Annotated in this window: 28 protein-coding genes; 6 read left to right on the forward strand and 22 right to left on the reverse strand. The window is 38.9% G+C overall.

Translation table 11 applies throughout. The features are described from left to right. Positions 1–9: 9 nt before the first annotated feature. The 7 genes from LCM23_RS12200 to pgsB form a co-directional block, all read right to left on the reverse strand. Positions 10–1,476, reverse strand: a complete 1,467-nt coding sequence (locus tag LCM23_RS12200) for a sodium:solute symporter family protein (protein ID WP_224937194.1) — start codon at positions 1,474–1,476, stop codon at positions 10–12. Further along, positions 1,476–1,697, reverse strand: coding sequence for a DUF3311 domain-containing protein (locus tag LCM23_RS12205; protein WP_224937195.1), 222 nt, complete (start codon positions 1,695–1,697; stop codon positions 1,476–1,478). Before LCM23_RS12205 ends, LCM23_RS12200 begins: the two co-directional genes overlap by 1 nt. 249 nt (positions 1,698–1,946) lie before the next feature. Continuing rightward, on the reverse strand, positions 1,947–3,566 hold the full coding sequence (locus LCM23_RS12210) for a gamma-glutamyltransferase family protein (protein WP_224937196.1): 1,620 nt from the start codon (positions 3,564–3,566) through the stop codon (positions 1,947–1,949). A 13-nt stretch (positions 3,567–3,579) separates the two neighbouring features. Next, the gene (locus tag LCM23_RS12215) at positions 3,580–3,738 is read right to left on the reverse strand and encodes a hypothetical protein (RefSeq protein WP_224937197.1); all 159 of its coding nucleotides are present in this window, start codon (positions 3,736–3,738) and stop codon (positions 3,580–3,582) included. Next, entirely contained in the window at positions 3,735–4,889 is a 1,155-nt protein-coding gene (locus LCM23_RS12220; protein WP_224937198.1) for a CapA family protein, read from the reverse strand. The genes LCM23_RS12215 and LCM23_RS12220 overlap by 4 nt, the downstream gene beginning before the upstream one ends. 18 nt (positions 4,890–4,907) lie before the next feature. Continuing rightward, a complete protein-coding gene (gene pgsC, locus LCM23_RS12225; protein ID WP_095371783.1) occupies positions 4,908–5,357 on the reverse strand; it encodes a poly-gamma-glutamate biosynthesis protein PgsC in 450 nt (149 codons plus the stop codon). Positions 5,358–5,369: 12 nt separating this feature from the next. Further along, positions 5,370–6,551 (reverse strand): poly-gamma-glutamate synthase PgsB, encoded by a 1,182-nt coding sequence (gene pgsB, locus LCM23_RS12230; RefSeq protein WP_224937199.1) that lies wholly within the window; start codon positions 6,549–6,551, stop codon positions 5,370–5,372. Between the two features lie 354 nt (positions 6,552–6,905). Between pgsB and LCM23_RS12235 the strand changes: the two genes are divergently transcribed. Continuing rightward, on the forward strand, positions 6,906–7,700 hold the full coding sequence (locus LCM23_RS12235) for a GNAT family N-acetyltransferase (RefSeq protein WP_224937200.1): 795 nt from the start codon (positions 6,906–6,908) through the stop codon (positions 7,698–7,700). A 49-nt stretch (positions 7,701–7,749) separates the two neighbouring features. On the opposite strand, the gene LCM23_RS12240 is transcribed toward LCM23_RS12235, so the two are convergent. After that, a complete protein-coding gene (locus tag LCM23_RS12240) occupies positions 7,750–8,520 on the reverse strand; it encodes an SDR family NAD(P)-dependent oxidoreductase (protein WP_224937201.1) in 771 nt (256 codons plus the stop codon). Between the two features lie 170 nt (positions 8,521–8,690). Between LCM23_RS12240 and LCM23_RS12245 the strand changes: the two genes are divergently transcribed. Continuing rightward, positions 8,691–9,302 (forward strand): TetR/AcrR family transcriptional regulator, encoded by a 612-nt coding sequence (locus LCM23_RS12245; RefSeq protein WP_224937202.1) that lies wholly within the window; start codon positions 8,691–8,693, stop codon positions 9,300–9,302. Further along, the gene (locus LCM23_RS12250; protein ID WP_224937203.1) at positions 9,295–9,756 is read left to right on the forward strand and encodes a low molecular weight protein-tyrosine-phosphatase; all 462 of its coding nucleotides are present in this window, start codon (positions 9,295–9,297) and stop codon (positions 9,754–9,756) included. Before LCM23_RS12245 ends, LCM23_RS12250 begins: the two co-directional genes overlap by 8 nt. Positions 9,757–9,760: 4 nt before the next feature. On the opposite strand, the gene LCM23_RS12255 is transcribed toward LCM23_RS12250, so the two are convergent. Next, on the reverse strand, positions 9,761–10,210 hold the full coding sequence (locus LCM23_RS12255) for a DUF1569 domain-containing protein (RefSeq protein ID WP_224937204.1): 450 nt from the start codon (positions 10,208–10,210) through the stop codon (positions 9,761–9,763). Between the two features lie 155 nt (positions 10,211–10,365). Continuing rightward, positions 10,366–10,701, reverse strand: coding sequence for a winged helix-turn-helix transcriptional regulator (locus tag LCM23_RS12260; RefSeq protein WP_224937205.1), 336 nt, complete (start codon positions 10,699–10,701; stop codon positions 10,366–10,368). A gap of 128 nt (positions 10,702–10,829) precedes the next feature. On the opposite strand from LCM23_RS12260, the gene LCM23_RS12265 reads away from it, so the two are divergent. Further along, entirely contained in the window at positions 10,830–11,444 is a 615-nt protein-coding gene (locus LCM23_RS12265) for a nitroreductase family protein (RefSeq protein WP_095371775.1), read from the forward strand. 447 nt (positions 11,445–11,891) lie between these two features. Here LCM23_RS12265 and LCM23_RS12270 read toward each other — a convergent pair whose 3' ends face one another. From LCM23_RS12270 to LCM23_RS12285, 4 genes are all read right to left on the reverse strand, one after another. Then, positions 11,892–12,317, reverse strand: coding sequence for a hypothetical protein (locus tag LCM23_RS12270; RefSeq protein ID WP_224937206.1), 426 nt, complete (start codon positions 12,315–12,317; stop codon positions 11,892–11,894). A gap of 57 nt (positions 12,318–12,374) precedes the next feature. Further along, positions 12,375–13,139: a hypothetical protein gene (locus LCM23_RS12275; protein WP_224937207.1), complete on the reverse strand. Its 765-nt coding sequence runs from the start codon at positions 13,137–13,139 to the stop codon at positions 12,375–12,377. A gap of 23 nt (positions 13,140–13,162) precedes the next feature. After that, the gene (locus LCM23_RS12280; RefSeq protein ID WP_224937208.1) at positions 13,163–13,588 is read right to left on the reverse strand and encodes a hypothetical protein; all 426 of its coding nucleotides are present in this window, start codon (positions 13,586–13,588) and stop codon (positions 13,163–13,165) included. A 551-nt stretch (positions 13,589–14,139) separates the two neighbouring features. Continuing rightward, positions 14,140–14,559: a DUF4825 domain-containing protein gene (locus LCM23_RS12285; RefSeq protein ID WP_224937209.1), complete on the reverse strand. Its 420-nt coding sequence runs from the start codon at positions 14,557–14,559 to the stop codon at positions 14,140–14,142. Positions 14,560–14,704: 145 nt separating this feature from the next. Here LCM23_RS12285 and LCM23_RS12290 point away from each other — a divergent pair, with 145 nt between their 5' ends. Continuing rightward, on the forward strand, positions 14,705–16,234 hold the full coding sequence (locus LCM23_RS12290) for an amidase (protein WP_224937210.1): 1,530 nt from the start codon (positions 14,705–14,707) through the stop codon (positions 16,232–16,234). A gap of 30 nt (positions 16,235–16,264) precedes the next feature. Here LCM23_RS12290 and LCM23_RS12295 read toward each other — a convergent pair whose 3' ends face one another. Both LCM23_RS12295 and LCM23_RS12300 read right to left on the reverse strand, forming a co-directional pair. Continuing rightward, positions 16,265–16,447, reverse strand: coding sequence for a hypothetical protein (locus tag LCM23_RS12295; protein WP_224937211.1), 183 nt, complete (start codon positions 16,445–16,447; stop codon positions 16,265–16,267). Between the two features lie 216 nt (positions 16,448–16,663). Further along, the gene (locus LCM23_RS12300; RefSeq protein WP_224937212.1) at positions 16,664–16,894 is read right to left on the reverse strand and encodes a hypothetical protein; all 231 of its coding nucleotides are present in this window, start codon (positions 16,892–16,894) and stop codon (positions 16,664–16,666) included. Between the two features lie 85 nt (positions 16,895–16,979). On the opposite strand from LCM23_RS12300, the gene LCM23_RS12305 reads away from it, so the two are divergent. Further along, positions 16,980–17,306 carry a YnfA family protein gene (locus LCM23_RS12305; protein WP_224937304.1) on the forward strand — a complete coding sequence of 109 codons (327 nt, stop codon included), beginning with the start codon at positions 16,980–16,982 and terminating at the stop codon, positions 17,304–17,306. Positions 17,307–17,508: 202 nt separating this feature from the next. Here the strand turns inward: LCM23_RS12305 and LCM23_RS12310 are convergent, their stop codons facing one another. The 6 genes from LCM23_RS12310 to LCM23_RS12335 form a co-directional block, all read right to left on the reverse strand. Further along, positions 17,509–17,955, reverse strand: a complete 447-nt coding sequence (locus LCM23_RS12310) for a VanZ family protein (RefSeq protein WP_224937213.1) — start codon at positions 17,953–17,955, stop codon at positions 17,509–17,511. A gap of 367 nt (positions 17,956–18,322) precedes the next feature. Next, positions 18,323–18,982: a carboxymuconolactone decarboxylase family protein gene (locus LCM23_RS12315; RefSeq protein WP_373370924.1), complete on the reverse strand. Its 660-nt coding sequence runs from the start codon at positions 18,980–18,982 to the stop codon at positions 18,323–18,325. Positions 18,983–19,071: 89 nt separating this feature from the next. Further along, positions 19,072–20,535 (reverse strand): CoA-acylating methylmalonate-semialdehyde dehydrogenase, encoded by a 1,464-nt coding sequence (locus tag LCM23_RS12320; protein ID WP_095371764.1) that lies wholly within the window; start codon positions 20,533–20,535, stop codon positions 19,072–19,074. Between the two features lie 21 nt (positions 20,536–20,556). After that, positions 20,557–21,894: a GntP family permease gene (locus LCM23_RS12325; protein WP_224937215.1), complete on the reverse strand. Its 1,338-nt coding sequence runs from the start codon at positions 21,892–21,894 to the stop codon at positions 20,557–20,559. Between the two features lie 22 nt (positions 21,895–21,916). Then, on the reverse strand, positions 21,917–23,110 hold the full coding sequence (locus LCM23_RS12330) for an iron-containing alcohol dehydrogenase (RefSeq protein ID WP_224937216.1): 1,194 nt from the start codon (positions 23,108–23,110) through the stop codon (positions 21,917–21,919). Between the two features lie 141 nt (positions 23,111–23,251). Continuing rightward, complete coding sequence (locus tag LCM23_RS12335; protein WP_224937217.1) at positions 23,252–25,051, reverse strand: sigma-54-dependent Fis family transcriptional regulator; 1,800 nt, start codon at positions 25,049–25,051, stop codon at positions 23,252–23,254. Positions 25,052–25,176: the final 125 nt, after the last annotated feature.

Genomic DNA, 25,176 nt, shown 5'->3' on the forward strand with positions numbered 1-25,176 from the left:
TTCCTTTCTTTAAGCTACATCTACATATTTACTTACTTGTTCAGCTTCTTGAGGTTTAGTTAGCAAACTAACTGTAATCATCACAAATACATTAGCTAGTAAGCCAATAATACCAGCATGGATATCAAACGGAACTGAATCAGCAACAAGCTGATAATAGAAATTTAAAATAGTGCCAATAATTAACCCACTTAATACCCCTTTTGATGTCGCTCTTCTCCAATATAAAGCACTATAAACACCTGGAGCGAATTGTACAATAGCACCATATGCTCCTAAAAGGAGAGCTACTAAACCTTGTCCACCAAAAACAGTAATATAGTAAGCTAGTCCACCAATAACAAATACACCAAGCCGCATAATTAATAGTGTTTGCTTATCTGTTAAGTTCTTTTTTACATTCTTAACAACACCATCAGTCACTTCCAAAGAAGCACTATGAGTGATGGCATCTGCTGAAGACATCGCTGCTGCTAAAGCACCCGCTCCTACTAACCCATAAACCCATCCTGGAAGGTTCATTACTGTCGTAATTAAATACGGCAGCACCTGATCAGGGCTACTCAACTCCCCTGAATCGACCACCCCTACAGCTGCATAACCAACTAAAAGGAGAGGGACGAGGAATAGGGCAAAAATTGGATATGCAAGTACTGTTTTCTTTATTATTTTGGCATTTGATGCATATGATTTAGAAAAAAGATGTGGCCACATGAGAAAACCTATAACAGAGACAAGAATTATCGTAGTAAAAGCCATAGGACTCATAGTGGAACCGTCTTTTCCAATTTGAAGAAATTCAGGTGTTTCGCGGGCGATTGTTGTGAACATATCAGATGTACCACCATGTAATTGATAAACAATAGAGAGGCCTACAACCCAAGAAACAATAATCATCAATAATCCTTGAAAAACATCGGACCATGCTGCTGCTCGAAGCCCACCAGTAGCCACATATACAACCACTATTCCGTAAGAAATTAGCGCACCTAACCAGATAGGCATACGCCCTTCTGTCATAATATTGAAAATAATTGCCATGCCTGACATCTGAGTAGCCAAATATTGAATGGAAGCAAGTAATGCAATCATACCTACTACAATAGCCAGCCATGGACTATTAAATCTCCCTTTCAAAAAGGCTGATACAGTATATAAATTATTCTTTTTACCTATCTTCCCAATTTTAGGCCCAATAATATACCACGGTAGTATAGCAAATGCCGTATATGTAATAATATATAAAGCAGGGGCACCACGCGAATATGCCCAACCTGGAGCGCCTAAAAATGAAAAAGCACTAAAAACCGCACCTCCCATAAGGAACCACATGACAAGTAAACCCAGCCCTCTTCCTGCAACCGCAAATTCATCTAACGAACTACTATCCCTCCCTCTACCCGCAAAAATACCAACTAGTAGGCATACAACTAAATATACAATCATTATGACCAATGCAATTTGCCAGTGAGGCATTAAAAATCCCCCTCTTCATTTTTATCCGGATCAATAAAATAAAGTACAATTAATGCAACAAATGTAATGAATATCCATAAAATCACCCAAAAAAATGAAAAGGGTAGCCCCAAAATAATAGGTGTTGGACGATTCACTAATTCAAATAGCGGAAAAATAAGTAATAAAAACGGAATCATGGTAACAACCACATACAAAGAAATAAATTTGCGCTTTTTCATTTTTTTCTCCTTTCTATAAATGATAATTCAGATATTTCATAATTATCTATTATTAACAGAATGATATCATTAGACAAAATGTAAAAATATTTAACCACCCATTATGACAACAAGTTTTTCCATCTATATTCAAATGATTAATATGGCGGTATTCTAAAGAAAGTATATGAGGTACCTTTTGATTAACCACAGATTAAATTCCCCAAAAAAAAGCATTCAATCAAACGTTTGATTGAATGCCTTTTTCATTTATTCAGCTTTCTTCCATTCTCCTATTCTACGGGGATCTGCAGCTCCGTCTAATGTACGGTCATTTAGTTGTAGGGATAAGGCATTGACACTGCCGAAGTAAGTGGCGTTGTCATTGATTTTCACTTTATAGCCTTTACTTTGTAGTTCGTTATAGGTTTCCCGTTTGAAGCCTGGTTCAATCTCAATTTTATCGTCTTCTAAATAAAAGCGTGGTCGCTCCACAGCTTGTTGTAAACTATAACCATACACAAGATGATAGAGAATGGATTCGGTGACCACTGCAGGAATTCTTCTTCCTCCAGGTGAGCCTATGCCGATAACTTCTTTATCATTTGCTAGAATCGTTGGCGAGATAAAGCTTCTTGGCCTTTTACCTGGTTCAAACACATTCGGACTTTTTTCATTTTCACTGTAATTCGTGAGTGCGTTATTCAGGAAGAATCCTTCCTCCATATACTCTCCTGTTCCAAAGAAGTTCCCTAATGAATTCGTTGTTGATACCATCATACCGTTATCATCTACGACAACAAAATGAGTGGTATGCCCATAATCTTTACGTTCTGCCTCTGAATCATTTAATCGGGCACTTTTGAAAATATCCTTATGCTCCTCCACCAACTCATCAGTAAACTCTTTACTCATTGATTTTTCCAAATCAAGATCGGTATAATCCATATCCCCTATTTGCGATAATCTCTGCTCGTAGGCAATTTTACTAATTTCTCCGAAAGAGGCGACAAATGAAGGTTCATCTTCCCATTCTTGTTCTTCTAATACTTTCTCTGCCATCTGCAATGATTGAATGACGGTCAGCCCTGAGTATGGGGGGGCAGATGAAAAAACATCATATCCCATAAACTCTCCATGCACTGCTTTCATTTTTTGTGAAGTATACTTACTAAAATCACTGCGGTCAAAGGATTCATGTTGCTCAGCGAAAGACTCTGCCATCTCACCTCGGTAAAATGCTGCCGCACCGCCATCACGGATGTTTTTAAGCGTCTGAGCAAGAGCTGGTTGTACGAGACGATCACCTGCTTCTATCGGCTCCCCATCAATAATAAAAGGTGAATCTTCATCCTCGTCTATCCGATTTTTTAGCGCTACCTTAAAGCGATACGATAAATCCTCATCTACCTCGAAGCCGTCTGCAGCTAGTGGGATCACTTTATCCATAATCTTCTTAAACGACATACTTCCTTCAGCTTCATGAATATCTTCCATTCCCTTTACAAATCCAGGAATGCCTGAATCTGATTCTACTTCCTCCGAAGAGAGCGGAGCCATTTCTCTATATTGCTGAACGAATGGGTTTGCGCCTTCTTGATATACAAGTGTCTCCCCGCCACCGCCAAGGCCTGAGCCATATGGTTCGACAACGGCTAATGCATAAGACACAGCAACAGCTGCATCAACTGCATTACCCCCTTCGTTTAATACTTCCATTCCTACCTTTACAGCTAACGGGTGGCTTGCACTTACCCCGTATTCACCGCTCTCTGTTCCTATCATCGGGAGGCTCACCTCTTCTTCACCCTTTCCATCAAATACCCGCAGAAGAACAATCACAATGAGAATAACAACCAGCAATCCTAGCAGTATAAGTTTTTTCTTCATTGTTCCTCCTTCTTTAATCTTGGTTTTGTTGCACCTTCACCTTCAATAACTCGATTTGTATTTCTTGTTCCTCTTTTTCTGTTAGCGTATCTGTTTGACTGAAGCCAACGATAAAAAGGAATAAACTGGCTACAAATAAATAAGGCAATAAACGTTTCAATACCTTCTTCATTCTTCTCCCTCCCTTTGTTTAACCGTAAACGTTAATTTATCATCAACTGTCGCGTGATCCACATCCAAGTCTCTCGTTAATTGTCGGATAATTGACTGCTGTGAGAGCTTGTCCCAGTTTGATAGAGGGGCGGGTGTAGCTTCTCGTATTTTCATAGGGGTAATTTCGAAATTCGTTTCCCCTGTAGGCATGAGATGAAATTGTACGAGTGCTGTTTCTCTCGTTCTTGACCAGCCCTGGTCGAAAATAAAGTTACCCAAGCTATAAAAAATAACTGTGTCATCATAGACCTCAATCGACTCTAATACATGGGGATGGTGTCCAATAACTAAATCGGCTCCAGCATCTGCTAACGCTCTTCCCAGCTCTTTTTGTCGATCACTCGCTCGACTATTATATTCACGTCCCCAATGGGCATGGACGATCACGTAATCTGCCTTTTTCTTTGCTTCTGCGGTTAATGGGATAAAAGTGGCTGGATCAAAATCTAATATCCCGGCTTGTTTTTCTCCTGCCTTCGTTTCTTCAGAACTTAAGTCGGAAAAACTAAGTGTCGCAATCGTTAATCCATTGATTTCCTGATAAGAAATACGATTTCTAGCATCGGTACTATTTGTCCCAGCGCCAACGGCATCGATACCTTGTTCATGAAAAGTATCAAGGGTATCAATCATTCCCTGTTCTCCGTAATCCATCATATGGTTATTCGCCATGGCCATCGTTTGAAAACCAGCATCCTTCATCGCCGTAACCGATTCACGATTGGCTTGCAATGTAATCTCTTTGTTTTCCATCGGTTCAAGCTCTCGGTCGCTTGCTACATTTTCAAAATTCCCCGTCGCATAGTCCGCTTGATTAAACAAAGGCTCTACATAACGGAATAAATAGTCATAACCATAACGGTTTGTTACTTCTTCCACATGTCTCCCGACCATCACATCTCCAACAGCCACGCCCGTTACTTGCGCATTCTCTTCTGGCTCAGCATCTGCCTCCGTACGAATATCAAAACTATAGATAATAGCAAATGCAACAATTAACACCGGAAAAAGAATCATGATATGTACAGGAATACGTCTTTTCTGCTTCTTTAAGAAACGAAGAAGTTGTTCATGAAAATTAAGCTTCCTAGGTTTCTTTTTATGTTCCATTGTGGTCTTCTCTCTCCTTTAAAATAGGTAATACACGTACATAATGCCAAATGTGGCAGCGGATAAAAGCAGTGTGCTACCTAATGTAATGGTAACTCCTTGTTTTTGAATCGTATTTGCAATCAATCCTGGTACAATCACTCCCAGCCCTCTAAATTCATTAATCTCAAACGGTAATATCGGGTAAAAATAATCTAATATCAATTTGAGACATATCCCGGTAATCAGCATTGCAGCAAACTTGCGACGTCCGTATAAAATAACGACCTTTGATACACCGTATTTTACGATCACATAAGTTAGCAAACTGACGAGCAAAATTATTAAAACAAAGATTGGCTGGTCTAATACAAGAGCCAGGTAACCTGGCACGACTAACCCAGCAGGCATAATCCCAAATTTCTCAGCAAATAAGAGACTGAGTAGGACGCCTAAAATAAGAGATATGTATAAATCATCACCAAACATGGAAAACGCTCCTTAACTGACTAATTGTTTTATTTTCAAATGTTGAATTTCTTCTATTAACGGTTCTGCAGCACCATGTATATTGCCGACTCCATAAATGGTAGAACCTTTCATTTCTCCTTTTAAATGTTCGAGAATTTCTCCCGTATCCGACCCTTCTAAGTTTTCTAATGAATGGGCAGGTATAAGTCCTAGTTCGTATGCTTTCACAATTGGTTCCGCCGATTCCCCAATCACCACAAGTGTTTTCATTGGGATAAATGGTAGTACATCTCTAGCAAATTGTTCCGTACGATCGACGCGGTCTGCACGACAATTCATGATAACAATGGGTTCCTTTGTCGGGTATCCAACTTCTTCTACTCGCTTCCAAATATTCAAAGTTGAAGACGCATCATTTGCCGCAAAACCATTAACAAAATAGGATGGTTCTTTCGAATGTCCAATTGGAGAAATTCTCATCGCTCCTGGATCTGGTGGCGCATTGAGCATCCCTTGTCTTGCCGTTTTTTCATCAATACCAATCGCTTCTGCTACAGCCAGTGCTAAAGAGGCATTATCAGGGAAAACCATGTAATCGAACTGTTTTAGAAATGCTTCTGAAATCTTACTATTATCTGCAACTATCACGGTCGTGTTACGCTCCGCAGCTGCTTTTTCATAATAATCACGATATGCATCATCGGTAATAATTAGATAACCATTATGTGGGATAGTCGCTGTAAAAGCCTCAGCAACTTCATCTAATGTTGGTCCCATGACATCCATATGATCCTCTAATACATTAACGATAACGCCGATGTTCGCTTGTAGTAATTCTTCTTGGAAAGTAATTTGGTAATCGGGGTTAACCGCCATACATTCACTGACCAATGCTTCCGCCCCACGCTCAACCGTCTCTTTAATCACTTCCTTCTGTTCACCAATATTAGGCCCTTGAGGCTTTCTTACGATTGGTTTCTCTTCTGGATCATTCCAATAAATCATCCTCGCATCTGTTCCGGTTGTTTTTCCTACTGTCTTATAACCAGCTTCGAATAATATCCCGGTAATAAGCCTTGTAACTGTTGATTTCCCGCGGATTCCATTAATATTCACTCGTATCTTTAACGCATCTAGCCTCTTACGATGTTTTCTTTTCTCCATAATTCCTGCCGTTAATAAAATGAGACAGCAAACAACAATAATCCACATATGCCCGCCTCCTCTTTTCCTTTTTTTTCATTGTCAAATTGGCACGATTAATATATTAATATATAAATATTTCATAGCCATCACATGGAAATAAACTTTTTTTACCGATAGATGACAACCGAATTTGACTTAAAACAACAATTTCGGAGGGATAAATCACTATTAATAAACAATTTTTTCTAGTTGTTCAAACCGTTTTCCTTATAAAACATTTTTTATGTCCGTAGGTAGGTATTTCTTTTATAAAAATTAGATGACAGGTGACATCGATGCTGACATAAGATAGAAAAAAACTTCTCAAAGAGGAAATATCCAGAAGGGTGTCGAAAAAAGTTGAACAAGGATGTGAAATGTATGAATGAAAAATTATGGGAACAAATCGAAATGGATACACTAACTTCGCGCCTTCTTGCTATTGGAAACCTACAAAATAATCCAATGGGCGTATCCATTCAATCATTCGGACAAACGATGGCTTACACCGTTAAAAGTATTCCGGGACCAGCTTTTAATGTGATCAAAGGGCTTTGTGGAGAAGACGAGTTATTGCTTGATGAAATAATTGATTTTTATGATGAAAAACATATCCCTGCTCGCTTCGAAATTGCACCAAGTCATCATTCCCAATCATTATTAAAGGCTTTGCACAAACGTGGTTTTTATCAGATAGACTTTCATACCACTTTATATAAGCAGTTACCCGATACCATAAAACCTGTTAATAGCGCTATTGAAATTCGCGCCTTACATCCAGATGAATTCCAGACTTTTGCTGACATATACACACAAGGCTTTCAAATGCCTTCTTTCTTACTTGAAGGCGTAGCACAAAACAATGCTGTCCTTTATTCGTTACCAGAATGGACATTTTACTTAGCGTTAGTGAATCATGAACCGGCTGGTGTCGGCGTACTTTTTTGTAATGAAAAAGGGGGGAACCTCGCAGCTGCCTCTACGTTACCTACTTTTCGTCAAAAAGGTGTGCAGTCTGCATTTATTCAACAAAGAATTCAACATGCGCAGGAAATCGGCTGCAAATGGATAGTTGGGCAGGCCTCCTATGGTTCAGTTAGTCAGAGGAATATGGAGCGAGCAGGAATGAGGGTTGCCTATACAAAGGCGATATGGGTGAGGGATGAATCGTTATGAGGAGTAAAAAAATAGAGCTCCTTTTAAAAAGAGCTCTCATAATTGCGTCTTATCTAGATGTATATCCAGCGTCCGCATGAATAGTGGTACCTGTAATATAAGAAGATGCATCTGATGCTAACCATAGACTTGCTTGAGCAATCTCTCTTGGTTGACCAAAGCGATTCAACAAGCTTAATTGTGGAGCATATTCTTCTTCCGTAAATCCAAACTGATCAAGCGCACCTCTAAGCATTGGTGTATCAATGGCACCAGGAGCTACTGAATTCACACGTATATTTTTTGGACCATATTCCATTGCAGCTACTTTAGTCATTCCAACTACTCCGTGCTTGGCTGCTACATAAGCAATATTTTGTGGTTGTGGACGGAATCCGCTTACAGATGAGATATTAACAATCGAACCACCGTCTCCTTGTTTTTCTAGTTGTTGTAGCTCATATTTCAAACAAAGAGCCGTACCTGTTAAGTCTACAGACATTAAACGGTGCCAATAATCTTCATCGAACTCAGCGGCTAATTTATCATCTGGTGTTAGCGCAGCATTATTCACAGCTACATCTAATTTACCATATGTGTCTACAGCAAATTGCACCATGTTTTGTACTTCTTTTGATTTCGAGATATCTACTTTTACAAAAGCAGCTTCTCCGCCACTAGCTTTGATTTCTTCTACTACTGCTTGGCCTTTTTCCTCATTAAAATCAGCTACGACTACTTTCGCTTTTGCCTCTGCAAAAAGTTTAGCCGTCGCTTCCCCCATACCCATTGCTGCGCCTGTAATAATAGCGACTTTACCTTCTAATACTGGAAATGTCATTGTTCTTTCCTCCCTTTCCTTTGTTCAGTTACTATTAAATCTCATCATTTTTAGTGTCTCAATATACAAACTGGGTCATTTTGTTCAGTAATGTGCAACCTATTTTATTTTGTTCAGTAAAATTGCAAAATATATTGGAATTCAACATAATAAGGAAAGAGGTGATTCTCTTGGAGCATGATTTTTTAGATAAACGCGTACAACGGTCACGCGCAGCTATTAAAACAAAATTTATTGAATTATTATACAAAAAGCCTTTCGCCCAAATTACTATATCTGAGATTGCAAGAGAGACAAATTATAATCGTGGAACATTTTACGCCAATTTTCATTCGATGGACGAGTTACTAAAAGAGGTCATTGATGAGACATTACATGAGATGATTGAACAAATTGGTATTCCTTATCAAGCATATGAACAAGTTTATTTACGAGAACTTCCGATTGAGGAGATTACTCTATTCAATTATTTCAAAGAACATGCATCACTATATCAATTATTATTAAGTGACCATATTCGTGTCGATTTCCGCTATCAAATGGCACAAGCAATTGAACAACTTTTTTTAGATGAATACGACTATGTGCTGCCTAAGGACAGTTCAGTTGACGCTAAATGGTTATATATTTATCGAGCCAATGGCATTGCTGGTCTCATTATTCGCTGGATTGAAGAGGACTTTCCACATACACCCACTTATATGGCTGAACAAATTGTTGAACTTATGGTCGTTTCGACTGAATCATTTTTTGTAAAAGGAAAGGGGCAGCCTCATGATTAAAGTGTTATTCGTTTGTTTAGGTAATATTTGTCGTTCACCAATGGCAGAGGCGATATTTAGACATAAGGTAGAACAAGTTGGACTAGAGAAGGAAATATTCGTAGATTCAGCAGCGACGAGCTCTTGGCACATTGACGCGCCTCCACATAAAGGAACACTCGCAATTTTAAACGACTATCGTATTTCCTCTAAAGGATTAAAAGGACGTCAATTACAGAAAGAAGACTTCGAAGTATTTGATTATATTGTGGCAATGGATGAATCGAATATAAAAGATATATACCGTATACTGGGTCAACCTCAGCATCCAAAAATATTCCGTTTATTAGATTTAACTGAAGGTGCAAAGGATGTGCCGGACCCTTACTATACCGGGAATTTCCAGGAAACATATGATTTAGTGAGCGCTGGTTGTGAAGCCTTGATGAAGAAAATAAAGGAAGAACGAAGATGATGCGTTATAGACCAAACTGTTTGAGATGATGGTCTAGATGCTTGTATATACCCTTTCCCCATTGCTCAGCGGTCAGTTTACCAAAAAAAGAATGGGGATGGGTTGTACACTTTTCTGGTCCATCAGCATGGAATTGCAATAATTTTTGTTTCAACTTTTCCTTCTCTTTGCTAAAGTCCCTATCATTGACAATTAAAATGGTCGGAATCGTAGACATATTTTTAGGTAAAGTCTTTTCGTTATAAAAAATCGGTTTGGCGAAGTTTCCTACAAAGATTCCCAACCAACTCCTTTTTGGAGAAGATTCCCCCATCGCAATATCTTGAAATGCTGAGCAATGAGCCATCATTTGGGCGACATTCATCTTCCCCCATTGCCGTTTTGAATTGGAACTCAAACGATCTATACGTGTTAAAATTTCCTCTAAATATACCGGATCATAGATACTTTTCATTTCCCTTCTCCCCCTCTTCATTCACAATTTATTATTCACTCTATAGCTTTCAACAAAAGAATTATACACTCCTTCTAATATAAAAAAGAGCCCAAAAAAAGAACAAATCCTCTATAGATCTGTTCGTTCTTCAGCTACAATATTTGTCTCGACTATTACTTTTCGTTTTCAGCAATCCAAGCAAGAATGGCTTCAATAACTTTCTTCAAGCTCATTCCTCTTTCTGTTAAGGCATATTCAACTTTTTTCGAAGAATCTTCTAAAAAAGTTTTACTCACAAGTTCTTCCTTAATGAGTTCATTCAACCGTTCTGTAAGTAATCGGTCAGAAATACCATTAATTTCCTCTGCTAATTCAGAAAATCTCTTCGGTCCGTCCATTAAGGAATAGATGACCATGCCCATCCATCTGCGACCTATAAATTCAATCGCTTCATGGTAGTTGCTACAGATATGCTTAGAATCCGTTTTCAATTTATGGTTACAATCCATTCTTTATAGCTCCTTTACCTGTCCTCATTAAATAGTACCATATATTCATTAGTTGACAACATAACTTACGAATGGTAAGTTTATAAACGAAATAAACTTACTAAACATAAGTAAAGGTGGAGAGTTAAATGTCAGAATTAGTTACTCTTATGAATGAACGCAAGTCTGTGAGGGTATTCGATCCTTCTTTTAAAATAAATCAAGAAAGTTTAGAAGAACTATTAGCACATGCTATTTCAGCTCCTTCTTCTAGTAATTTACAATCATGGAGATTTATCGCTATCCAAGATGAAGCAATGAAAAAGGCTTTACCTGTATTTGGCAACAACCAAAAGATTGTAGAAAATGCTTCTGCTGTTATTGCCGTACTTGGTGATACGGAGGCTTATAAAAATGTTGAGGAAATCTATACTCAAAATGTCGAAGCTGGTTACATGGATCAATCCATTGCTGACCGTACCATCAGCAATACACACCAATTTTATCCTGGCCAGCCGAAAGAAGGACTAATGAACATCGCAAGCTATGATGCTGGTCTGATTTCAATGCAATTGCTTCTGCTCGCAAAAGAACGTGAGCTAGATACAATCGTAATGGGAGGCTTCGATAAAGCTGCCTTCGCCAAACAATTTGAGCTAGAAGAAAACATATTCCCCATTACATTAATCGCTATTGGCAAAAGCGCTGCACCTGCCTTTAATACAACTAGACTACCTCTTGAGCGCGTAGTGAAGTTTTATTAATCGTTTGGAAATAGCACCCACTATCAATGAGACCCATTGAAAAATAAGTTACGCGTGAACAAAGACTTTTTGGTCTTTGTTCTTTTTTTATGGTGCGGTAAATGACCTTTATGGATTGAAATTGGAATCCATAGTTTAGATTGAAGTTTGATTGGGTTTAGATGAGGACAGGTGATTTTTAAATTTTAATAATCTTAGAGTGGATTAATATGAAAACGCAGCAATATAGGGAGTGTTGGATTATTTTTGTTAGATTAGGTGGGAAACACGTCAATTAACTGGAGACATCGGTAAATTTGATTCGTTTAACCCGGTAGCGCGTCAAGCTTTCAAATGCGGATCTCTGTTTGATTGGTTTCAACTCACATCGAATCAAATTTTATCAATAAAGGGACGGGTCGTGTTAGTGATGAAGTCGTGGAATTAGTTAAGAATGGATCCACTCAACTACTCCTCAGCTACTGCCGTCATATCAGCCTTTGCTGCTTCCATTATGGCTTCTAACTCAGCGATTTTTTTCTGATTCTCCTCAATGGTTGGATCGTAATTTTGGATCAATTCATTTGTGTACGCTTCTAATTCAGCTACACGTTTGGCTACTTCTGACTCCGTTTTCTGTTTTATTTGTTGATCTGCTGCCGCTAGTTTTTGTGGGATTTCTTCTTTTAATTTAGCAATTTGCTTATTTTTTTCTTCGTTTACAGCCGTTTCTATCTCGGCGATGGACGCTGCTTTTTTTGCAGAGAACCAATTCGTTAGCATCGATTCCATATCTTCACCTGCAGACACAAATCGAAAACTAACAGAAAGAAGGAAACCTGCGAAAAGGCAACTAAACAATATTTTGATATATTTACTTTTTTTATGATTCATTTTGTTTTCCTCCCTTTACGAGATTTCCAGGGCCAAGCAAGCTGGCCCTGAAACGAATTAATCATTGACAATATTGTTGACAACGTCATCTAAACTCATCTTTGCATCTGCCTCTAGTTCAGCGGCTTTCGCTGTTATAGCAGCCTCTTGTTCTGCGACTAAATTAGCAAGGATGGCATCTAATGCCTCTCGAATTTCTTCAGCCTTCCAATTCGCCTGATTACGAAGATTTCGACTACTAATTTCAACTTGAGATTCTACTTTTGTAACAATTTCCTGTTTCGCTGCTACAATCTCTTGCTCAAGTTCTGTTACTGCATCTGCTTTCGCTTGATTTAATTCCGCTGTGACTTGCTCTAAAGCCGACTGGCCCTTCTCACTAGCAAAAGCTTGGAAACCAGCCGTTGCTTCCTCCTGCATTAAATCGCCTTTTGCCTTAATATGAAAATAGCCTTCTAAAAATAGTTGATAGAATTGATAATCCATATTTTCCAAGATCAACAATTTCTCACTATCTAGGGATGCAATATGTTCATATTTGGCCTGGTCAATAGCTAAAGTAGAACCTTCAATTTCACGCAATGTTTTCTCGTCAATTTGACTGGCTGCTAACTCCTTTAGTGTTTCATTTTCTGCTCTGAGCTCTGTTAATAACTGTTCAAAATTGGCATCCGATTCACTTAGAACCTCAGCACTTGTTTGGTTAAATAAGTTATCATACCAAGTTTTCAAAGCCTGTCCCGCATCTGTATTCGCTAACGAAAAGCCTGCTCCGGTTAGCAATCCGACTGTAACTGCACCAGCTATGATTTTCTTTTTCATCTTCCCGACCCCTTTGTCGAAATTTATTTTTCTAACGTTTCTTCTAAAAATAATCGTATTTCTTGATCCATCTCAGATTTAAGTTCTTCCTTCTTTTCACCTTCATACGTATGAAATGAATGGCTTAGTTCTTTTTTTATGTTTTGAATATCTACTTTGTATAAAGTTAAGTATTGGTTGATCTCTTTTTTCGCTTCTTCACTTGAAACTACTACGTTTTTTTCCATTGCTTTTTCATAGGTTAGTTGTGCATCTAGCTTTTGCTGTTTCATTTGTTCAGACCAAGATTCATAGGCGGTTGCCAGCTCATTATTGGTCTGTTCCTCACTTATCTCGAATAATTCATTACTCCACTTTCCTAGAGATTCGCTCGAAAATGCTTGAACGAAGACACCTGTTAGACCAATCATGAGACAAATAATGATTGTGATGGTCGTTACCTTTTTCACTCTCATACTGTCCTTTCTTGCTCACATTTATTTTTCATAGGGGAATCAACCATAGATGTGTGTTCATTATTAGGACAAAGTAAAGCTAGTATTCAACTGCCGTGACTTTTATCCTAGAATCATCACTTTCCCCCTTTCATTTGTCATTTGTTCTTTCATATGTTCTATATTGTTCTTGATAAAAAACACTACACGTAGTATAAATGAGACGCATCATAATGAAAAACGTAATAGTTTACCAAAAATTCAGAATATATTATTGATATCTATGTTTTTCTCTTTTTTCCTATTATTTACACTCATTCACACTTGAACAATAGAGAAGAAGTGCTTCCACTCCTTTGCTAGCAAGACTTTTAAATCCAATTACCTATATGTACAACAAGAAAAATAAGGAAAAATATTCAACCTTCCACATCCATTTAATAGGTCACTTGTTCTACCAAATACTTATCTCTGATTCCAATTTACTAGGTAGTTTTAGTATTAAAAAAAGACCTGCAAAAGTGACGATGCAGGCCTGTAGTTCAGCAGTCATAGGTAGAATGGATCTAGTTCCAACTGTTTATTAATTGCTCTAGCTCCTTTTGGCTCCCTACACCTGCTATATCTTTTTCATACCAACTGTTTACTTCACCTCTCGTTACTTTCGTTTCACTTCCATTTACATGAAAACTTATCCATTCCACGTTTCGCACTAAGGAAAAAAGAACAGTCGCTTGTTTTTTCATTAATGCCTCTCCATCATTGACTTCATGATAAAATACTTCTAAACCATACGGTTCTTGATCTGTCTTTAATTCAAAATAATCGATCGAGTCCGTTGTCTCATTCAGTATATTTCCAACGGCACTATTGTCACCAATATAGGCACCCTTATATCGGAATAATTCTTCTTCTTCTGCACCTTGGCAACCAAAGAGAAGAAAGAATGGCAAGAGTAAAATAAAAAAGTTCTTTCTCGATAACATTTATCCACCTCCTGGCCGATTTGAATCAACCCATCTCACAAACACAATAACATATTTTGTTAAATTTTCTAACAATAATCATGCAAATTCTCCTCAATTGTAATAGTATAGATTAAATACACAAATGTTGAAGGGAGATGATGTGATGAAAACGCACTCGTTACGATCAGAAAATCAGCATTTATTTTTATTTGAGGAAATAACAATTGAAAAGCTTCACAAATTGTATGATACAGGTGAGTATACAGTTGAAGAAGTCATTCGATCTTTTCTTGAGCGCATTGAACAATATGAATCGACATATAATGCTTTTACATTTATGAACGAACAGGCGCTTACTGATGCGAAAACCATCGATGCGAAACGGATGCGTGGGGAAAAGGTGGGTCCATTAGCAGGTATCCCCGTAGTTGTGAAAGAAGCTGTCGATATGGTTGGTTTTCCATCTACATTTGGCTGGGCTCCACTCTCTAAACATACAGGTGGAATAGAATTATTACCGCAGAAAGATGCCACCATTATCTCTAGATTAAAAGCAGCTGATGCCATCATACTCGGCAAAACAAATATCCCTGCCTTTAGTTGTGCATACCACGCAAATACTAGTTGGAAAGGTCCCACATACAACGCGGTAAATAGAAAATTAACACCTGGTGGTAGTAGTAGTGGCACGGCTACTGCCGTATCTGGTAATTTTACCGTTCTTGGAGTAGCAGAAGAAACAGCGGGTTCCATACAAGTACCAGCAGCAGCGCAAGGAATTGTTGGCATTAAACCTTCATTCGGACTCATTCCTACTACAGGTGTGACTCCGCTTGCTGGCAGTACAAGAGATGTATTAGGGCCGCATGCCAGAACGGTGCGGGATGCAGCGATTATGCTTGATGTTATCGCTGGCTATTCACCTGATGATGCTAAAACCATTTCTAGTACGATTCCAGAGAAGGGCTATACCTCTTTCCTTTCATCACATGCTTTGAAAGGGAAAAGAATTGGTTTATACGGCCCTAGTTGGCGAGAAACGAAAATGACGGCAGAAACGGAAGCACTTTATAAAAAAAGTATTTCAATATTGCAATCACTGGGTGCAGAGGTGATTGAAGATCCTTTTCATGTAAAGCCACTGGCTCCATATATGAAAACTATTGATACAATGATTGGAAGAGAATCCTTTTTTTACGACCTTAATCAATACTTCAAAAACCTTGATCCTTCGTTAAATATGGAACAAGTTTTCTTAAAAGCGGGAGCAATACCTTGGGAAGGAGACCAGCCCTTAGCTTCCTTTGTCCGACCACTTGAAACCGACAAAGCTTTCGAAAATGCTGAACGCTTACCTGATTTAACACGCTTTAAAGAAACGAAGAACGAACTGTTACGCACCATTACCTACATTATGGCTGAGCAACAATTAGATGCTTTTGTTTACCCAACAATGCTAGAAGATGTACCAACTTTAGATCGTGAGGATGTTGCGACTTCTACCATATCCGAAATTAATATTAGTGGATTGCCACTCATAACAATACCAGCAGGGTTTTATAGTAACGGCTCCCCCTTTAACCTCGCTTTTTTCAGTACAATGTGGAGCGAAGGTGACATACTTGGTATGGCCTATGCCTATGAAAAAGCTGCCGGTGGCCGTAAAGCTCCGCAATTAGTGAAAAAGGAGTAGCCCTTCAATCGAAGGGGCTTTTTTTATTTTCTACCTAGCTGCTAGACTCATAATCGTATAAATGATTAAGCTAAACGATACTGTCAGCCAAAAAGTATTCTTCTCTGTTTCTTTTTCATCACGGATTTTCTTCAAAAGGGAAACCAAATTTAAGCAAAAAACAATACATAGGACTGGCATCAAATAGAAGCCGATGAAACTGAAGGTTAGCATTGAATCTCTCCTTATATTCATGCTCCATAAAAAAAGATGCTCTTAAAGAACATCATGATTGTACTAACTCATTAGATAAGTGATATACCCTATGATGGCAAGAACAATAACCATTCCCCCAACAGTTGATGCACCGTAAAAAGTTCTTCCAATCATCATCTGTCTCTATTTTGCTCCCTTCATCTTTTTTCTTTTTCAATGACCATGACCTCAAGTTTACTTCACATGATATAATCGTTGAGATAGAAAATAAGCAATACAGCTAGCGAATAATGCAAATACATAGGAGAATGGATGAGAAATTGTGCCAAATTGAACTGTTTGGCTTTGTGTTGTAGCAAATGTAATCTCTGGTGTATACATAAGTGTCATGATTAGACCGGATCCGATTTCAAATACATAAATAAGAACGATGAAACTTAGTAAGAATATTAAAATTTTTTTCATCAGATGACCTCTCCTTGTTATCTTTACCTATCTTTACCTACCTTTACCTATATTTTACCATAAATAGAAAATAGGAGTTGAGTAAATCTTGAGTGCGATTATACTATTTTTATTAGCCGGAATTGCAGAAATTGGCGGCGGTTATTTCATTTGGCTATGGCTAAGGGAGGGGAAACCTTTTTATTGGGGAATTGGCGGTGGTGTTGCCTTAGCCTTATATGGCGTGATTGCTACCTTTCAAGACTTCCCATCTTTCGGACGCGTGTATGCTGCCTATGGTGGTGTATTCATTATTTTGTCTGTCCTTTGGGGCTGGGGCATTGATAAAAAAGCGCCTGATATGTATGACTGGATTGGAGCTGCCATCTGCTTGGTTGGTGTTGGCGTGATGTTACTAGCGCCTCGTCATTAAGCATGTGATTAATGCTGTATTGGTGCTTAGTTTAATTGTAATGTAAAAGTCTTTCTAGATAAAAGCGACTGATGTCTGCATAATGGGTGATTGGAGCAAGTGCGGACTTTATAAATTTGCCCACACTTCTTGTGATTTTCGATCTCATGCTGATTTAGAACCGTCTTTGTGTGGGCGTTTCTCCTTTTGAACCTTCTTGTAACTATACGGACCCACGATTTTTACTTTTCCGCCAATAATAAACGATAGAAAATAAAATAAGCCCTGTTGCTGCGCCGACACTATCAATTAATACATCCCTTACTTCACCCGAACGCCCTGGAATAAAAAGTTGATGAAATTCATCAGACGCCGCATAAACTGTTGTGAGAATCCAGGATATAAGCAGCTTTTGACGAGTAAGTATATTCCCTTGTCTTATAGCAAAAAGAATAAATATCCCTAAAATAAAATAAGCAAAAAAATGCGCGTTTTTGCGAATAAAAGTCTCTAAAGTATGTAAGTTTTCAATTGAAAATGGAACCCAAGCAGCGATAACTTCTGTAATCCCACCACTTAATTGACTTGATTGTGTCCCCGGTTGATGAGATAAAATAAAGATCATTGCCATCCACAAAATACTAGGGAGCCAATATAATTGTTTTTTCATAAGCATGTCGTCCTTTATATGTCATAACTCTATTATACCTTAGTAGATGACATCCTTCACGGTTATTACGCACAGATATGGCAAGTGACGGTTGTCTAATAAGAGCATTTGTTCACATTTGTGATTTGCCAGTACAACTGGTATTTTTCTAATCTTTTGTGTACATTTCTCATTCTGCTAACACTTCTAACAGCTCCCCTCCCTCTTGTGCTCGTGAAACCCATACGCTAACAGCTACGCCAATCCCCTTAGTTGTAACCCTAATCTCTCCCACTTTATTCAGGAGAGGCTAAACTATTAGACTCCCCATTTAACCTATCAAAAAAACCCCACGGGCAATGATGTCCGTGGAGTGATCTAATTTCACCTATTCGTCATAGGCATTTAATGCATTGATACCGTGTGCTAGCGCGGAACCTGCTTTTAAAGCAGTTGCGACAAAGATGCTTTCGACAAGTTCTTCTTTTGTAATCCCGAGTCTTTTCGCATTCTTTGTGTGTATGTCAATACAGTAGGCGCAACCTGTAATATGAGCAACGGCGACAGCAATAAGCTCTTTATCTTTTTTATTGATGGCCCCGTCTTTCATAGCTGCTTCATCAAAGCCAAAGAAACCTTTTACCGCATCTGGAGCATAGTCTTTCAACTCAGTCATTCTCTTCATATTAGCCGCTTGGTAGAGGTTATCTGCTTCTACTTCCTCATAAGCATTTAACGCATGAGTGCCATGTGCGAAGGCAGAGCCTGCTTTAAGAGCGGTCGCTACTAAGACTGCTTCTGTAATTTCCTCTTTTGAAACCCCCAATTTCTTTGCATTACCTACATGGATTTCAATGCAATACGGACACCCCGTAACATGAGCACAGGCGACAGCAATAATTTCTTTCGTTCTTTCCGTAATGGCTCCATCCGCTAATGCTGCCTTATCAAAGGCAAAAAAGGTTTTATTGGCTTCCGCTGCTGACTTTCCTAATTCTCCAATTCTTCTAATCTTTGATTTTTGATACAAACTGTCATTTGCCAACATATTCCCCTCCGATTCATTTTATTTCCCCAGAAATATTCTTGAAAAAAGGAAGAGAATCCTTTATTTTCGACAAATTCCTTTTAAATCGATCAAAACTCCCAGCGTTGAGTGAGCATTTTTCTACGTGTGTAAAATTCCACACCATCACTACCATTTGCGTGAAGATCACCATAGAATGAATTTTTCCAACCTGAGAATGGGAAGAAGGCCATTGGTGCTGGTACCCCGATATTTACCCCTAGCATACCCACTTGGATACGTTCTCTGAACTGACGGACATCGCTGCCGCTTTTTGTAAACAAGCAAGCACCGTTTCCGAATTCTGATTGGTTCGTTAGATCAATTGCTTCTTGGAGAGATGATACACGGATAATTGATAAAACGGGTGCGAAGATTTCATCCTTCCAAATCTTCATTTCCGGTGTTACTTTATCAAAAATGGTTGGCCCGATAAAATAACCATCTTCATGGTAAGCTTCATCCTTACGTCCATCACGTACCAAAACGGCACCTTCTTCTTCCCCTGATTCAATATAACTAGCTGTACGTGCTTTGTGCTCTGGGCGAATCACTGGTCCTAAGAATACATTTTCGTCCATACCATTACCAATTGTAATTTGATCAGCAGCGGTATTTAATTTTTGTAATAAGGGCTCAATCACATCATCTACTGCCACGACAACTGAACATGCCATGCAACGCTCTCCTGCAGAGCCATATGCTGCACCAATAATTTCTTTAACTGCAGCGTCTAAATCAGCTGTTGGCATAACGATAGAATGGTTTTTCGCTCCCGCCAACGCCTGTACTCGCTTGCCGTGAGAGGAAGCTGTTTTGTATACATATTCAGCAACAGGTTGGGATCCAACGAATGAAATAGCTGGAACGTCCTTATGTTCCAATAAACCATTCACGACATCATGTGCACCGTGAACGATATTCAATACGCCATCTGGCAATCCTGCTTCTTTAAATAATTCTGCTAAGCGATTAGCAAGTAAAGGTGTTCTTTCTGATGGCTTCAATACAAATGAGTTACCACAAGCGATGGCTAATGGGAACATCCAGCATGGGACCATCATCGGGAAATTAAAAGGTGTAATACCACCCACTACCCCCACAGGATAGCGATACATACCCGATTCGATATTTGTGGCGATATCAGGTAGTTGTTTACCCATCATTAACGACGGTGCACCCGCAGCAAATTCTACACACTCAATCCCACGTTGTACTTCACCATATGCTTCTTTAAAGCTTTTTCCATTTTCTTCGGTCACAAGCTGTGCCAACTCATCCCAGTGGTCGACCAGTAGTTGTTGATATTTAAAAAGTACGCGTGCCCTTTTTGGTACTGGCGTTTGACTCCACGTTTTGAATGCCTCGCTTGCTGCTTTTACTGCTTCGTTGACATCATCAATAGTTGAGATCGGTACTTGCGCTAACTCTTCACCAGTTGCTGGATTAGGAACCGGTTGATAGTTTTCTGTTTTTGCCTCTACCCATTGTCCGTTAATAAAATTCTTTAATGTAGATGTTGTAGTTGTTGTCATTTGTCATACTCCTCTCAAATTTTAAAATATAGAATACAAGACTACTGCTAGTAACATAGCAATGGTTGGAATAACTACACTAAGCCAGAATATTGGCCAGTACGCACGTTTATGTGTTTCTCCACAAATCGCTCGCACTGTTGTAACAACATAACCGTTATGCGGCATAGAATCTAGACCACCTGAAGCCAATGTCGCTACACGGTGCATGGCTCCTGGATCGACACCTTGAGCTAAATAGATCGGCGCTAAAATAGGTAGGGCAATTCCTAGACCACCTGAGGCTGATCCTGTAATTCCACAAATTAATGTGACGGCCACCGCCAAACCTAATATAGGTGGACCTGGCAAACTTACAAGTCCATCGACTACGGTATCGAATGCAGACACTTGAGCAGCTACACTACCAAAGCCAACGACCGCACAAGTATTCGCAACGGCGACAAGTGCATCTTGTGCTCCTTTTGCTAACGCATTCCAAAATTGTGCTAAAAATTTGTACATCGTCAGACATGCAAGGACAATACCAGCCGTTAATGAAATAAGGGCTGCTGCAGTAGAAGAAGCAAACTGTGCAATAATATTTAGCATAACAATAACACAGATTAATGGCAAAATTGAGAAAATAATATGAGGTAATGTTTTTTCCTCTACCAAGATTTCTCCTTCTGTTTTCTCCGCCAAACCTGCAGATACTTCTTCTTTTGCCCTATTTCCTGGTAATGAGAAAGTTTCCCCTCTTTTAACAGCATTTTGAACGAATTTACTTAATAACAGTCCTCCCGTAATCATTACAAGAAGTGCCATGAGTACCCCGACCCAACCGCCAGCCGTGGGAGTTGTACCGAAAAACTCAGTTGGAATTAAGTTTTGAATTTCTGGACTACCTGGTGCGGTCATCGTAAAAGAAATCGATCCAAACACAAGGGCAGCAGGGATAAATCGATGTGGAAGATTCGCCGCTCTAAATAATGAAACAGCAATAGGATAAACAGCAAAACCGACCACAAATAAACTTACTCCACCATAAGTCATGATTGCGGCTGCAGCCACTACGGCAAATACAGCTCTTTTCTCGCCTAATGTTCTCTTAATCCATTGGGCAATGCTCTCAGCGGCACCTGTCTCATGCATTATCTTCCCAAAAATCGCTCCTAGTAAGAAAATTAAGAACCAAGAGGCAAAATAATTTGTGAAGCCGTCCATATAATAACCTGCCAGTGCCTTCTCTAAATTTAAGCCACCTGTTATGGCAACAACAATCGAGCTTAGAATGGCAGCAATAATGATATTAATGCCTCTTAATGTTAAAAACATCAGTAGGACTAAACCTAATATTAACCCTAGCATTCCTAACATTTAAACGCCCTCCCCCGGACTATTACTTCACTTGTTCCTTTTGAGCAAATTGATAATGATAGCAAGCAAGATATAAATCTTCTAACTCAGAAACTGTTGGCACTCTCGGGTTATTCCCAGGACTACCGCTTGCAATGGCATCATGCGTCATTTTACTAATCGATTGTTTAAATAGACTCTCATCTATTCCCCATCCAGACAGATTAGGAATATTTAAGTTCACACATAACGTTTTAACGGATTCTACTGCCAAATCAGCTGCTTGTTCATTTGTGAGAGGCTCACTTCCTTTAGTAAAGATTCTTCCTAAATCGGCTAGCCGATCGACACAAGCTTCTCTACTAAACTCTAGAACAGCCGGCAATAGCATAGCATTGGAGTAGCCATGGGGCACATGGAAAAGTGCACCTATCGGTCTTGACATTCCGTGCACAAGACACACACTTGCGTTAGAAAATGCCATCCCTGCTTGCATTGAACCTAATGCCATTGCCTCTCTTGCCTCTAAATCCTCACCATCTGTAAAAGCTGTCTCGATATTCTCGACAATTAATTTCATAGCTGATATAGCCATCATATCTGTCATTGGGTGTGCTTTTCTCGATATGTACGCTTCTATCGCGTGACTGAGCGCATCGACCCCGGTAGCTGCAGTGACATGTTGGGGAGATGACATCGAAAGCACGGGATCCACAATAGCTACAGTTGGCATAAAGGCTGGTTGTTTAATCATCATTTTGACATCATTAGTCGTATTCGTAATGATGGTTGCATCTGTTGCTTCAGATCCAGTTCCAGCAGTTGTTGGAATAGAAATATGATCGATAGCCGCACTACTTGCTAATTTATCCGCGCCCATGTAGTCACCAATATATCCACTGTTAGTAGCTAATACAGCTACCGCTTTGGCTGTGTCAATGCAACTTCCACCTCCAAGTGAAATAATTAAATCACAGGCTTCCTTTTGAAAAAGAGATAATGCCTCTGCCACAAACTTATCAGTTGGTTCAGTAGATACACCTAAATAAAGAATAGTTTCAACATTAGATTTTGTTAAGATGGCTTCCGCTTTTTTCGTCCACCCTAGGCCATCAATAATTTGGTCACTAATAATAAGGGCTTTCTTTCCTCTTAAACTGGCTTCCTCGCCAAGCTTTTCAAAAGAACCTTTCCCATATAAGACCGTTTGTGGTGTTCTAAAAATCTGCGTACTCATTTTTCTCCCTCCTCTTTACATTTATTTATATGCAATTGATGTGCCAAAAAGAAAACCCTTACATTCAAAAGATTGTAAGGGTTGTAGTGTAGTAGAATCACTACATGTGTAGATTTTATGTAGTGAAATATCTACACTCATTCATAATTGAAACTTTTTCAACTTTTGATATAATGTGGTTCGATGAATACCTAAACGTTCCGCTGCCTTTTTCTTATTGCCACCAACTTGACGAAGAGTATCTATAATGAGGTCTCTTTCCCGTTTTCTTCCCATATCTTTCGCTTCTTCTATTAAAGAAGGTTCCTTTGTGATAGATTTTGGTTGTTCTTCTAAATAAGTATGTATATGGGTAATGTCAATCACTGGTTGTTCGACGAGGGTAACTAACCTTTCTATGACATTAACAAGTTCACGAATATTACCCGGCCAATCCCGTTGTACAAGCATTCCAATTGCTTCAGGTGTGTAGATTTTCTCTTCGATTTGATATTGCTTGCAGATTTTTTTCGTATATTCATTTAATAATAACGGAATGTCTGTTTTCCTTTCTTTTAAGGAAGGAAGGGGAATTTCGATGATATTTAGACGATAATATAAATCCTCACGGAAGCTCCCCTCTTGAATACATTTTTTCAAGTTACGATTAGTTGCGGCAATGATCCGCGCACGAATCGGGTATTTCTTGTTACCACCAATTCTCTCCGCTTCTTTTTCTTGCAAGACTCGTAATAGTTTCGTTTGCATGACTAAAGGTAATTCGCCAATCTCATCTAAAAAGAGCGTTCCATACTGCGCCAATTCAAATTTACCTAATTTCCCACCTTTCTTTGCTCCAGTAAAAGCACCTTCTTCATAGCCAAATAGCTCTGATTCAAACAGACTTTCTGGGATTGCCCCGCAATTCACACTAATAAAAGGACCCTCGGCAAACGGACTCAATACATGCATGCTTTTCGCAACCATTTCTTTCCCTGTTCCGCTTTCTCCCGTAATCAGTGTGGTAGCCATTGTACGCGCAGCACGCCTTGTTAATCGCTTAATCTCTTTAATTTCCCTACTTTCACCAACAATATCGTCTAATGTAACATGGCGATCGTTTTTAAGTTGTTCGACGAAGGGCGGACGATTAATACTGTTTTCTTGTTGATTTTTTTGTAATGATTGATAGATTTTATATACTTCTGTCACACCCTCAAAAATAAGCATGCCAATGGCACCAATCACTTTCCCCTCTTGCCATAGTGGAATACGGTGAACGATCATATCTTGACCATTTATTCTTTGGACTACCCCACGTTCTGGTGTAGCTGTTTTAACCGTTTGATGAAGATTCGTATTTTCAATCACTTCAGTCACATGACGGCCAATCGCATCCTCCCTCTTCACACCAATAAATTGACTATAAGCTTCATTAAATTCCTGCACGACCCCATACTGATCAACAACAGCGATCCCTTCGTAAGCTCGTTCTAAAATAACCTTCAATACTTCTGTGGCATTCTCTTGCTGTTCAATGCGATGAATCCATTTTTTATATCCATCCATCATCTCTCTTGTATGAATCATTCCGACAACATAATCATTTTCATCTACTACTGGCAGTTCCTCATAAGGAAAGGAAGCTGCATAGAGGATGGAATCATCCAACCGGACATAGGCAAAATTCCTCGTTGGCACCGGATGAATGGTGACATCTCTATCTTGACCTTTAAGAAGATAAGAAAATAATTTTTTCATAGATACGATGCCAACTAGCTTCTTATGATCATCAATGACTGGTAAGCTACTTACTTGATATCGATTCATCTTTTCACCAGCTTGTCCTAACGTTTCTCCTAAAGAAATACAAGGTGGATCAGGCGACATCCAATACCTTACTTTCAAGAATTCCTCTCTTTCTAGCTTTTCCCTTGTCTTTGAACGGTCTTCAATAAACATGAAAGGCACCTCCCGCAAGAAATAAAACGAAATATTCTAAAAATATATTGGAATTTATTCTCCTCTTCAACTATTATAAACTTATTCACTCAAACGTGATGAAGGATTCACCATATTTTTTTACA

The sequence above is a fragment of the Cytobacillus kochii genome (assembly GCF_020171845.1).
Classification (GTDB): Bacteria; Bacillota; Bacilli; order Bacillales; family Cytobacillaceae; genus Cytobacillus; species Cytobacillus kochii.